At 53.0% G+C, this 14,704-nt stretch carries 15 protein-coding genes and 1 tRNA gene; 3 read left to right on the forward strand and 13 right to left on the reverse strand.

The genetic code is table 11. The annotated features are described in order from the left end of the window. Nucleotides 1-22 precede the first annotated feature (22 nt). Together H5P27_RS02250 and lnt are read left to right on the forward strand one after the other, a co-directional pair. Nucleotides 23-445, forward strand: coding sequence for a hypothetical protein (locus H5P27_RS02250; protein ID WP_185658750.1), 423 nt, complete (start codon nt 23-25; stop codon nt 443-445). 100 nt (nt 446-545) lie between these two features. Further along, entirely contained in the window at nt 546-2,132 is a 1,587-nt protein-coding gene (gene lnt / locus H5P27_RS02255; protein ID WP_185658751.1) for an apolipoprotein N-acyltransferase, read from the forward strand. Here the strand turns inward: lnt and H5P27_RS19900 are convergent. The 13 genes from H5P27_RS19900 to pyrH all read right to left on the reverse strand — a co-directional run bounded on the left by H5P27_RS19900 (nt 2,129) and on the right by pyrH (nt 14,393). Beyond that, nucleotides 2,129-2,659, reverse strand: coding sequence for a gamma carbonic anhydrase family protein (locus tag H5P27_RS19900; protein ID WP_185658752.1), 531 nt, complete (start codon nt 2,657-2,659; stop codon nt 2,129-2,131). The two genes, lnt and H5P27_RS19900, sit on opposite strands and share 4 nt — an antisense overlap. Beyond that, on the reverse strand, nt 2,656-3,528 hold the full coding sequence (locus H5P27_RS02265; RefSeq protein ID WP_185658753.1) for an amidohydrolase family protein: 873 nt from the start codon (nt 3,526-3,528) through the stop codon (nt 2,656-2,658). The genes H5P27_RS19900 and H5P27_RS02265 overlap by 4 nt, the downstream gene beginning before the upstream one ends. Before the next feature lie 7 nt (nt 3,529-3,535). Further along, complete coding sequence (locus H5P27_RS02270; protein WP_185658974.1) at nt 3,536-4,564, reverse strand: hypothetical protein; 1,029 nt, start codon at nt 4,562-4,564, stop codon at nt 3,536-3,538. Nucleotides 4,565-4,705: 141 nt separating this feature from the next. Further along, the gene (locus H5P27_RS02275) at nt 4,706-5,452 is read right to left on the reverse strand and encodes a glycosyltransferase (protein ID WP_185658754.1); all 747 of its coding nucleotides are present in this window, start codon (nt 5,450-5,452) and stop codon (nt 4,706-4,708) included. A gap of 10 nt (nt 5,453-5,462) precedes the next feature. Continuing rightward, nucleotides 5,463-7,172, reverse strand: a complete 1,710-nt coding sequence (locus H5P27_RS02280; RefSeq protein WP_185658755.1) for an ABC-ATPase domain-containing protein — start codon at nt 7,170-7,172, stop codon at nt 5,463-5,465. Further along, nucleotides 7,172-7,981 (reverse strand): class D beta-lactamase, encoded by an 810-nt coding sequence (locus tag H5P27_RS02285; protein ID WP_185658756.1) that lies wholly within the window; start codon nt 7,979-7,981, stop codon nt 7,172-7,174. The genes H5P27_RS02280 and H5P27_RS02285 overlap by 1 nt, the downstream gene beginning before the upstream one ends. Continuing rightward, entirely contained in the window at nt 7,978-8,418 is a 441-nt protein-coding gene (locus H5P27_RS02290) for an HD domain-containing protein (RefSeq protein ID WP_221774578.1), read from the reverse strand. Before H5P27_RS02290 ends, H5P27_RS02285 begins: the two co-directional genes overlap by 4 nt. Beyond that, a complete protein-coding gene (locus H5P27_RS02295; protein WP_185658757.1) occupies nt 8,415-9,305 on the reverse strand; it encodes a DNA glycosylase in 891 nt (296 codons plus the stop codon). The genes H5P27_RS02290 and H5P27_RS02295 overlap by 4 nt, the downstream gene beginning before the upstream one ends. A gap of 25 nt (nt 9,306-9,330) precedes the next feature. Next, nucleotides 9,331-9,780 (reverse strand): hypothetical protein, encoded by a 450-nt coding sequence (locus tag H5P27_RS02300; protein ID WP_185658758.1) that lies wholly within the window; start codon nt 9,778-9,780, stop codon nt 9,331-9,333. Between the two features lie 18 nt (nt 9,781-9,798). Continuing rightward, nucleotides 9,799-11,796: an ATP-dependent helicase gene (locus tag H5P27_RS02305; RefSeq protein WP_185658759.1), complete on the reverse strand. Its 1,998-nt coding sequence runs from the start codon at nt 11,794-11,796 to the stop codon at nt 9,799-9,801. A gap of 90 nt (nt 11,797-11,886) precedes the next feature. Continuing rightward, nucleotides 11,887-12,972, reverse strand: a complete 1,086-nt coding sequence (gene proB, locus H5P27_RS02310) for a glutamate 5-kinase (RefSeq protein ID WP_185658760.1) — start codon at nt 12,970-12,972, stop codon at nt 11,887-11,889. 95 nt (nt 12,973-13,067) lie between these two features. Further along, nucleotides 13,068-13,628 (reverse strand): ribosome recycling factor, encoded by a 561-nt coding sequence (gene frr, locus H5P27_RS02315; protein WP_185658761.1) that lies wholly within the window; start codon nt 13,626-13,628, stop codon nt 13,068-13,070. Between the two features lie 24 nt (nt 13,629-13,652). Continuing rightward, entirely contained in the window at nt 13,653-14,393 is a 741-nt protein-coding gene (pyrH, locus tag H5P27_RS02320; RefSeq protein ID WP_185658762.1) for a UMP kinase, read from the reverse strand. A 150-nt stretch (nt 14,394-14,543) separates the two neighbouring features. On the opposite strand from pyrH, the gene H5P27_RS02325 reads away from it, so the two are divergent. Then, a tRNA-Gln gene (locus tag H5P27_RS02325) sits at nt 14,544-14,617 on the forward strand. Nucleotides 14,618-14,704: the final 87 nt, after the last annotated feature.

Below are 14,704 nucleotides of genomic sequence, written 5' to 3' on the forward strand. Positions count from 1 at the left end.
CAGGACCTTTTTTGTACTTTAAATGAAACGCTTATCTTTTTTCGTACCCCCTATTCTAACCTTGTTGTATTCACTCTTCGTGGCTAGTTGCTCCACCGTTACGGTTCCAGCGCCAAGTGAGGATATCGTGATCGAAGTGGGCATGCCAGTGGAAGCCCTTGTTGAACTGATCGGCGAGCCCGACAGCGTCCGTCCTTATGGTAACGAGGAGGTGGAAGGCGTTGAACTTTGGATCTACGAGCAAAAGGACTCGGACACGGAGATGGTCTCTACCGATATGGAAGAGCGGCTCTATATCGACCCGATTACGGGTGAAGAACGTACCGTATTCGAAAATATCATGAGCCCAGAGGTTACGGTTCGGTCGACGACAACCATATTCCTGATCGCCGAGGGCGCAGTGCGAGCTTGGAAGGTCGAACGCGAAGAAGACTCCTTTCTCTGATCAGTCGAGGCCTTTTTCATCGAACAAGGCCCGCCGCTTGAGGCTGAATTGTCGCCTTTTTAAGCTTCGCCTGAAGTAGGGGAGCTATCAGAGTCGGTGCATGATCACCGGTCTGGCCCAATGGTTTGAAGCGAATCGAAAGGGAATCGCCCACGTAATCGCGTGCGTTTTGACGCCGCTTTTTTACGTGGCGAGTTTTCCTCCCTTCGAGGTTAACGAGGCGGCTTACGTTTTTCTGGTTCCTTTTGTCATTTGGCTGAGCTTCGCTCCCTCATTGCGTTCCGTATTCCTTACTGCCTTGGGGATTGGCTGGGCTTCCTGGATCGCGCTAATCTTTTGGCTGCACCACGTCACTTGGGCGGGTATGATTTCCCTCGCGGGAGTGATGGGGCTCTATTTTGCCCTGTGGGCCCTGGGAACAGCTTGGTTGGCGAATCGGGCGAGGGGCGAGGGGATGTGGACCGGGATTCCTCTCACTTTGGGAGCTGCGGGCTTGTGGGTAGTCTTCGAACACATTCGCGGATTTTTCCTAACTGGCTTCCCTTGGCTCCCGTTGTCTGCAAGCCAGGCAACTGAGCCGATTATGCTGCAGAGCGCTTCCATTTTTGGAAGCTGGGTCGTGTCCTTTGCCATCGTTCTATTAAATTTTGGCGTGGCTGCCTACCTGTTGCGCTTGGTCCAATATGCCCGCACGCGAAAGCGTGGAATCTGTCCGGAGTTTTACGTCGCTCTGTCGTTTATTGTGGCGATCAGTTTTCTGCTCTTGAGGTTGAGTTCAGGACAGCAGCGAGAAGCAGCCTTTCGGGCGGCGGTGATTCAGCCAAACATCCCTCAAAACCAGAAATGGGATCAGGCTTTTGAGCGAAAAATCGTCAACCAGCTCGAGTGGCAAACCCTTGCTCTAAAAGCGTCCCAGCCAGATGCCGCATTTTGGCCGGAAACTGTACTTCCGTATCCGCTCAATGATGACGGTGTCATGGAGGCCTGGGGAACTCGATTGGCGACTGGACTTGGATCTCCCATCTTCGCGGGAGCGATGGGAATCGAGAAGGGCGAAGGCGAGACCGAATGGTACAACAGCGTATTCGTCATCCGGCCTGAGTATGGATTGTTTCCCCTGTACTACTCGAAGCAGCACCTTGTTCCGTTTGGCGAATACATTCCGCTACGCTCGTTTTGGCCTTGGATCGAGAAGGTCGTTCCGATCAACGGAGACATCTACCCCGGGCAGAAGACTCAGTTGCTTCCATTGGATTTGCCGGATAATACTTTGAGGGTGGGGTCGCTGGTCTGTTACGAAGACGTTTTCCCTAGCATATCCCGCGACGCTGTGAAGGAGGGGGCAAGTCTCTTGTTTGTGGCAAGCAACAGCGCTTGGTATGGTAGGAGCGGAGCAGCCGCTCAACATCGGGCGCACTCCATCTTAAGGGCGGTGGAAACCCGCCGCCCCATCATTCGAGTGGGCAATGATGGCTGGACCGGCTGGATTGATGAATTCGGCAGTATCAAAGGCTCGCTCGACCCTTGGGAACAATCAGCGACGGTTTTCGAGATTTCTCGAGACCGCCGCTGGGTAGGAAAACAAACCTTTTACGTCAAATACGGAGACTGGTTTGTCTGGTGCTGCTGGTTGATTTTCGGAGTTTCGCTTTGGCTTGCTCCGAAGTTCATCGAAGAGCCCGTTTAGGCTTCAGCACGCTTTTTAAAGGCAGCCGAGACCTTGACGTATTTGGCCGCCCAATCCTTTACCTTAGCCTGTTCCTCTTCGCTCAAGGCACGTTTTACCTTGGCCGGGGAACCCATAACCATGCTTCCAGGAGGGATGATGGTGCGAGGCGTGACGAGAGATCCAGCTCCCACGATCGAGTGGTGTCCGATCACAGCGCCGTCCAGCACAGTGGCTCCCATGCCGATCAGGCATTCGTCCTGGATGGTACAAGCATGGATGATAGCTCCGTGTCCAATAGTCACATCGTTTCCGATGACTACGGGTAGGTCGTCGGCTAGATGAACGATGGAGCCGTCCTGTACGTTTGAGCGGTCACCGATTTCGATGTAGTTGATATCTCCTCGTAAGACGGTGCAGGGCCAAACGCTAGCGTTCTCGCCTAGGCGCACGTCTCCGATGAGAACGGCCTCAGGGGCGACGTAGGCGCTGGCAGGGACTTGCGGGTCTTTGTCGAGGAAGGTTTCGAATTGTTCTTCGAGTGTCATGATAGATTGAAAATTTCCTTAGCGTTTAGGCCGCAAACTGCGGCGAGTTCGTTTTGGTCGAGTCCCGAGTTTCGAATCTCTTCGAGGGCAGTTACGAAGTCCGGCGAGTTCGGGTTTCTCGGAAAAACCTTTAAGGGGTAGTCGGTTCCAAATAGGACCTTTTTATGGCCGATACTGTCGCAGAAATTCCGATACAAAGGCTTTTTGTAGAGAAGCGGGCAGGCTGCGGTGTCGTAGAAAATATTGTCGGGGAGATCCTCTTCGCTTCGCATTGGCTCTAATCCTCCTAGATGGGCGAAAATAAAACGGGTGCTCTCGTGCTTTTTAGCGAGGTCGAGCAAAGACGCGAAAGGGGTTTCTATTTTGCCAGGATAGTCGTGAGTGGTCGGGTCGGTGACATGAAAGTTCACACTAGCGTCGTATTCTGAGGCGAGCTCCAGTGCTGATGCCAAGATCTCGTCGTGGTAGCAGTAGCCTTGTGCCGGCGGGTTGAGTTCGCCAATGCCTCTCAGCCCCGAGTCGAGCCCGATTCGCAGAAGTTCGAGGGCTTGGTTCCCGCCTTTGGCATTAAAGGGAGCGAAGCCTATGAGACGATCAGGATAATCTTTTGTCCAATTCAAAAGCCAAGCTTGGCTCTCGATACAGGTGTCATGAGATTCCCAATACCAGGAGAGGATGATCGCTTTATCAACGCCAGCTGCGTCCATATCGGCCAGCAGCTCGTCGACTCGTCTCCAGGCCTGAAGACTCTTACTCTTCGGAGGAGCAACGCAGTCGAGCCAATAGCCTTCTCCTCGCCTTTTTGCCCAGCTCTCAGGATCTTTTGAGAGCTCTTCGGGGTAAAGGTGGATGTGGCTATCGATGACCATCCGGAATCTAGCGTCTCGCCCTTTCCCGCATGAGGTCGAGGCTCTGTCTCACCAAAGCTCCCATTGATTCGCAGCTCAGGAAACTGTCTGACTTGTAGTGGACAGATAACTCCTCTCGTAGCTGGTGCACATTCTCGATGGGGGCCAGCTTGTCTTGTGACATGCTATCCAGAAGAGAGCGGAGTCTGAGGTTGATTGCGTCGATACGGCGGGATATCAAGGCATGTTCCTCGCGTTGATACTGTTTGGCTGTCTTGGCATCGATGTGACTGGTACAGAATTCTACCAACGGATTGTTCTCCTTGAAGAACTGAGGCAGGTAGAAGTTCTTTCTACCGTCGTAGGATTGTTGGTCGAAATCCATCGAACGGATACGGATTTGCGTTTCCTCGAAATCAGGAGTGATGCCTACCACGAAATTGTAGGCTCTCATGTCCCCAAGGAGCCGAACGAAGCAGCGTTCATTGAACTTGATCAGCTCTTTGGCGATACGGATCGCTTTGAGCCGAGGGCTCTGCATCCAATCGTCGATAAACCGATCGCCCGGTAGGCCGACCACATGCTCTTCTACCAAGGTATCGCCATCGGTTAGGTAGAACATGCGATTGGGAGAAAGTAGATGCTCAAGCTCCAGTCCATAGGCGCGGGAGGCGTCCGCCTTTTTGATGTAGAAGTAGTCTTGGTTGTCGTTGCGGGAGTTTACGATGCGGATGCGAAACGGCTTGGAGTTTCCAAATACGCAGTAGTCGATGCGGTCGACGTAAAGGTGCTCCATGACGGACTCGTCGCCCCCAGATCTCAAGATCGCGTAGATCCGCTTCAATCCCTCGTTGAGCTGCCTCATTATGAAGGGCTCGTAGATCAAGGTCTCCCAGAGCGTGTCTTCCCCGTTGGCGTCGTAGAGAGGCGCTCCCATCTGGAAGCGTTCTAGCTGATTGTATTTTACCGGCAGATTGTGCTCTCGGTTGAAAGCGGTCAGGTAGAACCTCAGCGACTCGCTAATCGGGACCGACGGTTTTCGCTGGGTCTTGGCAATTCGCTGTCGCGAAGTTACACGAGGTGGTTGATCTAAAAAATCTCCTGGGTTGTCGGTCGATGCCACTTTTGTTTGCTTTTCCGTTGAGGTTCGAAAACTCAAACTATGCTCTCTAGGCAGCCTCACAAGGGCAAAGCGTCATTAAGTTTTGCCTCCCCGGAACCAAAGTTCCTCCAATGGGTGCGGTTGGTCGAGTGATTTGATCCAAGGTTTTCTGTCGCAAAAGTGGAGAAGTCGGCAGGTCTCCAGGCCGCTCAAGTCCGAATAGTCCTTTTTGATAAGGTTGTACTCAGGGGTGAGTAGACTCACGGCCATGCCGTTTCGGTGTATCCATTTGTTTACGATCCCTTGGTCGCCCGAATTGTACCCACCGCGGCCAGGTTCGTTTTGGGCGATTTCCTTTAGCTGAGAAATGGTCCTTTCTCCGAGCAAATCCCGGTGGATCGAGAGTACGCCTGTGTTTACCTCGGCTAAGTGCCCCTTGTAGCCTCGTGTTTTCCGAAAACCGGTGTCTGGGGCGGCCATTAAGGGACAGTCGTTTTCGCCCAATAGCTCCGGAACCGGTCCGAGGCAGAGAATATCGCTGTCCAGAAAGAGGTTTCTCCGGTATCCGAAATCCCGGAACGCTTCGAATTTGTAGAAGGTTTCAGCATGCCGGCGGGATCTACGTTTTTTGTAAGGCTGGATATCCCGATAAGAATCCGTTTCGAGTAAGACCTGCTTTTCCGTGATCGCTCGGAGCCTTGAGTCGGCTAGCGTTTCAGGGTCTTTGCTGAGGGCGACTACGGGGAGGGGCTGATTGTGGTGACGCCATGATTCCAGGAGCTTAAGCGTGCCGGGAAGATAAAGGGAGTCGGTCAAGACAACGATGCAGAAGTCGGTGTGCATAGCTCGGAGGCTACCGAATTTTGAGGGAGCGGAGTCGGTTCAATGCTGCCGCTAGGTCCTGAAGCCGCATGGCGGCTAAATCGTAGTCTCCAAGGAGGGACAAACCTTCCTCCTCAATCTTCTGAACTACGCAGGACAAGGCTTCCGGGAGGCTAAGCGTTTCGAAAAGTCGCTGGTCTACGGCGTAACGAAGGGCGGCTCCTATGGTTCGGACTTGGGAGGAATCTACCAATTGTGGAACGAGAGAAAGGTCGATTTCTTCTTTTCCGAAACCGAGTGAACGCAGGTCGCGAGCCTTGATTTTGCTTCTCGGCTGGGCACCGCGTCCTGAAACATAGGGATTGATGGAATCGGGTAGGGCGAAGCGAGAGGATTGCTCTGGCTGGAGAGCGAGCTTCTTGGGGCTCAGAGCAGCGGCATCTTGAGACGGGCCACTGAGCTTTTTGGCCTCCTGGGTCAGATCGCGTGGCAGGTAGTTGTCCATCGCAATAACCAAGTCGGCTGGTTCGAAATAGTCACCCGATCCTCCGAGCACGATGATGGTGGATACCCCACAATCCCGATACAGTGACCTAACTCGCTGGACGAAGGGGGTGATCGGCTCCTTGTCGGCGGCGATCAGTTTTTGCATTCGTTCGTCGCGTATCAGCAAATTGGTGGCAGAGATGTCCTCATCGAGCAGCAAGACCTTCGAGCCGGTTTCCAAGCTCTCAATGATTGAAGCAGCTTGAGAGGAGGAGCCGGATGCGTTTTGAGTGGAAAATGCTGAGGAGTCACGATCTCCCGGTAGCTTCCCGATAAAGGGGCTCAAGTCTATCCTAGCTACAGATCTGCCATCCTCGGCTCTCGTTTTTGCAGCATCGCTTAGAGCGACAACCAGCTCTCGACCATCTCCCGGGCGATGATTGTGAACGCCTCTTTCGATAGCGGCGAGAAGAGTGGATTTTCCGTGGTAGCCACCGCCAACGATCAGGGTGACTCCTTCAGGTATTGCCATCCCGGATACGACTCCTGCATGGGGAAGCTTGAAGCTTCTTCGTAGGGTGGTGGGGGATTGGAAGGCAACCGCCTCGGAAAGGGGGCCTTGGTCTACCCCGGATTTGCGAGGGAGAATGGCTCCGTTTGCTACGAAGGCTACCAGGCCATTTGGAGTTAACTGACTGCGGAGGTAATCCGCGTCTTCGGCGGCGTCTGCATAGCGTGATATTGTATCGAGATCATCGTCTCTGGGAATAAGAGCCGAGCTCACTATCTTTGGAAGTTGATTGAGGAGTAGCTCGCTCGCAGTCCTTCCATTTATGCGGCGTCCATTGGCTGGTAAGCCTAGGGAAAAGCTCGCTGTCGTCTCGTTCGTTCCGATTTGTAGGCAGCTTCGCTCCAGCATTTCCTGGCCTGGTGTGTCGATGCTGATCAGTCCTGATTTGCCGGAACCACGTTGGCCAGAAGCTTTTCGGCAGGCTTTGGAGAAGAGGGAGGCGAGGCAATTTTCGCTGCCGATGCGTCTGGACTTGTTGGAGAATGTCGAAGCTGGAAGCCCGGACCTTTGGTGGGAAATGGTTACGCTCACGCGAGAAGGGGAGGCAAATGGGTCTCCTTGCACTTTTTCAATTCGCAGCGTGAAGGACTCGAAATCGTAGCTTCCCTTGATGTCCCTGTAGGCTGGATACGGACGACCGTCGATGCGCTGCAAGAGGGTACGGAGTTCATTTGAACTTCTCATCACTCGAATTCTTGGAACGCTTCATCGAGCGCTTCTCTTGTGGTCTCAATGCGTGCTAAGCCAAAGTTATCAGCTGGGTTGGGGGATTCGATGACGGTTGCGAAAAACAATCTTCGGTCGTCTCGTACTGCCCAGCCCACCCACCAGCCAACGTTTAGGTTATTCTCCAATGTTGCCCATCCGGTTTTGGCGAAGTACTGCGTTTCCGGTTCCTCAGGATTGCGTAGCATCTCCTTGACGGCATCCATTACCGATTGGTCGAAAGGCAGTTTATTGTGATACAAGTTCGTGAGAAATTGGATTTGCTCGCGTGGCGAAATCCTGAGTTTGCCTGTTAGCCAAAACTTATCGATGCCGCCTTCTATGGACTGGTTTCCGTAGGGGATGGAATCGATGTAGGCTTGCATTTGATCGTATCCAATTTTCCGAACTAAGCTTTGGAAGTGAGGAACCGCGGAAATGCGAAAGGCATGGGTAAGGTCCAAATCTTGGTTTGTTTCCTGCCTCCCGCGAACGACCCCATCCCATGGAATGATTGTGGAGGCGTTTGCGATGACACCTGATTGCAAGGCGGCTTGCGCGCTTAGGATCTTAAAAGTTGAAGCGGGAATGAATCGCTCATCTGCAATTGCTGGGCCGCTGGCGTGGTATGTGTCGTGATCGAGGTCATAGATCAGGATCGTGCCGCGATATCCAGTTTCAGAGAGAATTTCTTTTGCTTTGGGAAATGGCTCGATCGGTTTTTCTGCGGCCCAAATTTCTAGTCCAATTGAGCAACACGCAACAAGGGTTAGGATGATTCTTTTCATTTATGGGTTGCGGGACGCGGATGTAGGTAGAGAAGGCCCTTTGCGTATTTTACGATCTGCTTCTCAGTGGGGTGGTCTGAGAGATTAGAAAGCATATCGGCCACTTTCACGGCGCGGGCCAAACGATTGGCCCGGACGCGATCCAAATACTCCTCGTATGGCAAGCCAGGCATTTTGGTAATAGTCGCCACCGCTTCGATTACTTGAGGCGGGAAGCCATGTGATTTCAAATCCTGTGTGCTCGTTTCCGTGTCTTCCACGACATCGTGTAGCCAGGCAACCGCTTTTTCCAAATCGGTTTCGACCCGGGATGCAACGGCTTCCGGATGGGCGATATAAGGAGTGATCCCATCTCTTCTAAATTGGCCGTGGTGGGCTTTAGTGGCTACTTCGCGGGCAAGCTCTGCCCAATGGGAATCTTTCACGTCTGTATTCACTTCTTTGATCTTTGAGTAACTGCGGTGGCACGCTCGTAGGAAAATACGAACTGTTGGGCGAAGCCTGCGTAGGCTCCGTAGTGTATGCGACCGAACTGGGCGAGTTGGCTAGGAGTCCAGGCTTGAAGGTCGTAGCGATTTTCAAGGACTTTGATGATCCATGTATCTACTGGAAACGCCTCCAGCTTAGCCGCTCCGAATAGAAGGGCGCAATCGGCAATCTTCTCTCCGACGCCGGGTAGCTCGACCAGACGCTGCTTGGCCTCCGCATAGGGACTCGCTTCGATTTGGTCTAGGAGTTCAGGATGCTGGGCGAGGATGTCCGCGGTCTTCTTTATATTCTTGGCACGGAAACCGAGCCCAAGCTCTCTGAGCTCGGTCTCGCTCGCTGTTGCAAGTTGATTCCATGTCGGTAGGGCGTGAATACCTGCGGTCAATTCATTCCCAAATCGAAGTGCCATGCGTTCGCACATGACCTTGATCTGGGGAATCTGTTTGGTGGCGGAACAGAGAAAGCAAAGGACTGCCTCGCCGAAGGGTTGTTTAAGGATTCGTAATCCAGTGAAGGCGGAAATTGCAGCCTCCAGATGTGGATCGCTACGCCAAGGGAGATTGTTGATGGCGAGGTCCCAATCGAACTTAGCTCTTAGGTATCGGGCCAATTCCGTCTCGCATCCTAAATGGTCAATTGGATGGGAAAACTGGATACAGTCTTTTTCTGTGAGGCGGAGTCGGGCTACATTCTGTCCCCAGACTCCTAGCCAATATTCGTCTTTTTTCGAATAGTTCCAGCGAAAGGCCTGGCCTCCGTTTAAAGTTTCCGAGAGGCTTTGCTCACTGAAGGGCTGGAGAATATCAAGGGTTTTCCATGGCGTCCATTCGCGCATCGGAAGGCAGTCTCTCCAAGCCGTCCTACTCGGACCAAAGAAAGCTCTGGGCGGATTCCAAGACTGTACCGGCGGAATCAAGAAGCTCGATTTTCCAAGCCATGGGATGGTTTTTGGATCCGTGCCATTCGGATTCGGTAAAGCCGACCAAGATTCGCTTCTTCTTCAGAGAATCCGCCTTCTTTTCGAAACTCTCGATTTCCAGAGTACCCGCGCGGACAAACTGTACTTTGACAGTGGATACTTGCTCGATAGCCGCTTTGTCACTGGCCAGCAAGGAAACATAGAACCCGTCCCTGCTGGAGTCATCGCTGCGAATGATCTCGTAGCGGCCTTCGCTCGGCTTGCCGGTGAGATATTCAGAGAAACGTTTGAAAGAATCCGCTTCGCGGTGGGCGGACGAAATAACAGTGAGTTCTGCTCTGGCGGTTGCGGCGAGAGCTACTAGGGTGAGGAAAGTGATTAGGCGTTTCATTTGAAATGGGATTATTGGCTACCAGCCGTAGTTTCTTCGGATTCGAATGGGCTCAAATAGGTCGGTTGGGATTTCTTGCAGGAAGCGGCTTGGGTTGAGGAACATGCTCGGTCCACCTTTGGTATTCATTTTGGGATACAGCACGTAAAGCTCATCTCGTGCACGAGTTACGGCCACATAGAAAAGCCTTCTTTCCTCTTCGGTGTCACCCGTGTCAATGGATCGACGCGTCGGGAAAAAGCCATCCGCAGCTCCGATTACGAACACCACGTTGAACTCGAGGCCTTTCGCTTGGTGCACAGTTGTGAGGCGGATGGATTCGTTGGACTCTTCCATGCGGTCTGCGGTTTCGGAGTTTAGGAGCGTGATCTGAGCGATAAGTTCCTGCATTTCCTCGAAACGAGCTGCGAATCCAACCAGAGAATTGAGATCCTCCAAGCGATTTGAATAATTGGCGTAGGCTCCCTGAAGATAGGAAGAATACCAGCCATCGATTGCGACCTGAACAACTTCGTCGGGGCTTCCGCTATCGGCGATCTGCTTCATGTCTCGCAGGCTGAGTGCGACGGATTCCCAATCGGCTCGGGCGGCGGCGGGAGCTTTTTTGATAGTCGCCTCGTGACGGAGAGCATCGATGAAGTCGATCTCGTTCTTCTTGGCGATTGCGAGGGTGTGGTCGTAGAGTTTCTGAGCGGTCTTTTCCCCCACTTTCGGAAGAAGCAGGAAAATCCGAAGAAAAGCGGAGACGTCTGCGGGATTGTAGACGAGCCGCAAATGGGCAACTAGGTCCTTGATGTGGGCTTGCTCGAAGAAGCGCACGCCGCTGGTGATTTGGTACGGCACGCCGGCCCGTGAGAGCTCCATTTGCATGTCCAAGGCTACGAAATGGGAGCGGTAAAGAACGGCGATTTCCTTGGGATCATGGCCTTCGTCGATAAGGCCGCGGATGCGAGTGATCACGAATTGGGCCTGTTCGCGGGTATCCATGGCCTGCACGACGTATGGCCTTTGACTCGATGGTTTGTGGGCTCGAAGAACCTTGTCGAAACCAGCGGTGGTGCGATTCGAAATGATCGCATTGGCCATCGTTAGGATTTCCGGAGTACTCCGGTAGTTGGTTTCGATGCGGAGGATTTCCGTCTCGGGATGGCGGTCCGGGAAGGTTAGGATATTGTCGAAGTTCGCGCCTCTCCAAGAGTAGATGCATTGGGCGTCGTCCCCCACGGCCATGATCCTGTGATGCGGAGCCATTTTGTCGATGATGGCGGCCTGCAGGACATTTGTGTCCTGGTACTCGTCCACCAAGCAATGGCGAAAACGTTGCTGGTAATATTCGGCGACCTCAGGGGCCTCGTCCAATAACTTGAGCCAGAAGACGAGCAGGTCATCGTAATCGACTACGTTTTGCTCCTTCTTGCGTTTGGCGTATGCCTCGGCGAAGCCCTCTATTCGCTCGATGAACTCGTGGTGCTGCGGGAAAAAATCGATCACGGTGCGTTCGATCGATTCGCAGGTGTTTCTCGCCATGCTAATGATGGAGGAAAGCGGGCCTGGCTTGGGGTGGGTCTTGTTTTTGAAGAAGGCTGACTCCACGGATTCCACGGCATGCTTCAGCACGGTTTCGGCTTCGCCTGCGTCGAGGATAGTAAAATTCTTCGGGACGCCGATAGCCTCTCCGTGCATGCGAAGCAAGCGATGTCCGATGCTGTGGAAAGTCCCACCCCAGAAGCTGCGGCCTTCCACGCCGGTTAGCTCTTCTACGCGGGTCAGCATCTCCTTGGCTGCCTTGTTGGTGAATGTTAACAGCAGGATCTCTCCGGCTCGCACGCCTTGGCTTAGCAGATAGGCGACGCGATAGGTGAGGGTGCGGGTTTTTCCAGAACCAGCGCCAGCGAGGATCAGGAGGGGGCCTGGCTTGGCAGTGACTGCGGCGAATTGTTCGTCGTTCAGTTCGGCCCGAAAATCGATCTCGGGAATTTCAAATGTGTTTTTGCCTGGGCCTATTTCAAAATCCATTCGAGTCCAGTAAGAGGGATCATTCCTCGCGGAAGAAGCATTTTCTTGCGCGTTCCGCGCGGAGCGGAGGACTTGGCGAGTTTTGCGGGCCTAAAGCAGTACCAAAGCGTCCCGATGCACGACTTCTAATCGAGTTCGGTCCGGATACAGCTCGTTCAGCTCGGAGGCTGTCTTGTTGAAGATGGATGTCATTTCGGTGCTGGAAAAACTGATCTCGCCGCGAGCAATGGTTTCACCGTCCGCGTTTTGAATATCGACGACATCTCCTGTGCGAAAAACCCCTTTGAAACCGGTCACCCCTGCTGCCAGAAGGCTGCTGCCTTTTTGAATGATCGCCTCGCTAGCTCCCGAATCTATGGTCAAAGAGCCGCTGCTTCTCTGGAAGTAAGCCAGCCAACGTTTCTTTGATCCCATCGGCTTGGTGGAACGGAGAAAGCGTGTCCCCACTTGCTCGCCGTCGATAATGCGCAGAATGATATTTTCCGCCGCTCCATTGGCGATGTAGGTTTCGCTGCCTGAGTCAGCGGCAAGAATCGCAGCATCTAGTTTTGATACCATTCCGCCTACCGCAGTGGGGGAATTGGTGCCTTTGGCGAGCGCTTGGATCTCGGGCGTAATCTTCTCAACCACGGGAATAATCAGTCCATCGCCATCCATATCGATCAAGCCCGGGGCTGTAGAAAGGATCTGGTATTGGTCGGCATCGCATAGGCTTGCCACCATGGCTCCCAGAATATCGTTGTTGCCAAAGCGTATTTCGTAGGAGGATACGGTGTCGTTTTCGTTGATGATGGGAACGACTCCGAAAGCGAGAAGCTGGTCGATGGTCGCCTTCGCGTTTACGTAGCGGTTGCGAATCCTTAGATCGTCGTGAGTCAGAAGCACTTGCCCTCCGATTAGTCCGTGCGGGGATAGGCCATCTTGCCAGCATTGGATCAACCTAGACTGACCAATCGCCGCGCATGCCTGCTGCTTAGCCATTGTCTTAGGGCGGGCTTGCAGATTTAGGACGCCCATGCCCATGCCGACCGCCCCGGAACTCACGATCAAAGTTTCGATGCCGCGTTTGCGAAGTTCCGCCACCTGAGAGCAAATCTTGTTGATTCGATCTGTATCTACTTGGCCGATACCGTGGGTCAGAATTCCCGTACCGAGTTTGATGACGACGCGTCTCATTGGAATGGAGTGGAGGAGAGGGTGGGCTTCTGGAAGGAAAAAGGCCGTAGGCCAGCGCCTACAGCCTTAAACAAAAGTTCCGGTTCGTTTGGGGACTAAACGGTGGTCAGGTCCTTTTCCTTAGCAGCCAAGAGATCGTTGATCTTTTTGATGGCTTCGTCGGTCTTGTTCTGGATTTCCTTTTCGTCGTCCTTCAAGTCGTCCTCGGTGATGTCGCCCGCTTTTTGAAGCTTCTTGAGAGCGTCCATTGCTTCGCGACGAGCGTTGCGGATGGTTACGCGTCCATCTTCAGCTTGCTTGCCGACAACCTTGACTAGTTCCTGGCGGCGTTCGCCTGTTAGCTCTGGAAGAGGGAGGCGGATAACATCGCCCATGATGGCAGGAGTGATCCCGATGTTAGAGGCTAGGATCGCTTTCTCGATAGCCTTCAAAGTGGATTTGTCCCAAGGCTGGATGGCGATGGTGCGAGCGTCTGGAGTGGTAATGGCAGCCATCTCCTTCAGGGACATCTGGCTTCCATACGCTTCGACTGAAATGCCTTCAACCATGCCAGGGTTGGCCTTGCCTGTATTTACGGATGCGAATTCACCGGAAGTGTGTTCGAGAGCCTTTTCGACTCGTTCATCCATAGTGAGAAATACTGTATCTTCGTCCATTGTCGGTAGGGTATGTAATTGAATTTAGGAGACCAAGGTTCCTACGTCTTCGCCCACGATCGCTCGCTTGATGGAGTCTGAATCGTTGAGGCTGAAGACGAGAATTGGTACTTCGTTGTCCATGCAGAGCGAGAATGCTGTGGAATCGAGAATGTTGAGGCGTTGTTGGAGAGCGTCGATGTAGCTGAGTTTGTCGTAGCGCACTGCGTCGTCGAACTTCATCGGGTCCTTGTCGTAGATGCCATCCACCTTTGTTGCTTTCATGATGACTTCTGCCTCGATTTCACTGGCGCGGAGCGCGGCGGTGGTGTCTGTGGAGAAGTAAGGGTTACCCGTTCCTGCGACAAAGATAACCACTCTGTTTTTCTCTAAGTGGCGAATCGCTCTTCTCAAGATGAACGGTTCGGCGACTTGGTTCATAGGAATGGATGTTTGTACACGTGTCTGTACTCCCATCTTTTCCAAGCACTCCATGAAGGCTAGGCCGTTGATGACTGTGGAGAGCATCCCCATGTAGTCACCAGTTGTTCGGTCGACTCCCTGATCTGTGGAGCCTGAAAGGCCTCGGAAAATGTTTCCGCCGCCGATTACGATGCAGACTTGAACGCCAAGCTGATGGATTTCCTTAACCTGATTACAGATCTTTCTCAGGGTGTCCCAAGAGATCGGGTCTCCTGTCTCGGAGCAGCGCAGGACCTCTCCGCTCAGCTTGAGGACGACGCGTTTGTACTTGGGTTTTTCGGCGAGATTTTGCGCAGATGACATTAAAAACTCGTTAAGCCAAAGCCTCCTCAACTCGTCAATGCTAGGTTTGGTTTAGTGATGCGGCTCGTTGGAGGGGGGCTGAAAATAATCGCAATTTAGGCGCTTGACGAACCGTATTCTTGTTACCAACTTATCGGGCCTTCAAAGGTTAGCCTGATGGTGTAACGGTAGCACAGCTGGTTTTGGTCCAGTCAGTCGGGGTTCGAATCCCTGTCGGGCTGCCATTTGAAATTTCTCAAATGGCGGTATTTGCCAACCTAAGAAAGCGAAAAAGACGCAACGTTTATCACGCTGCGTCTTTTTCGTTTCTA

The organism is Pelagicoccus albus, assembly GCF_014230145.1.
Taxonomy (GTDB): domain Bacteria; phylum Verrucomicrobiota; class Verrucomicrobiia; order Opitutales; family Opitutaceae; genus Pelagicoccus; species Pelagicoccus albus.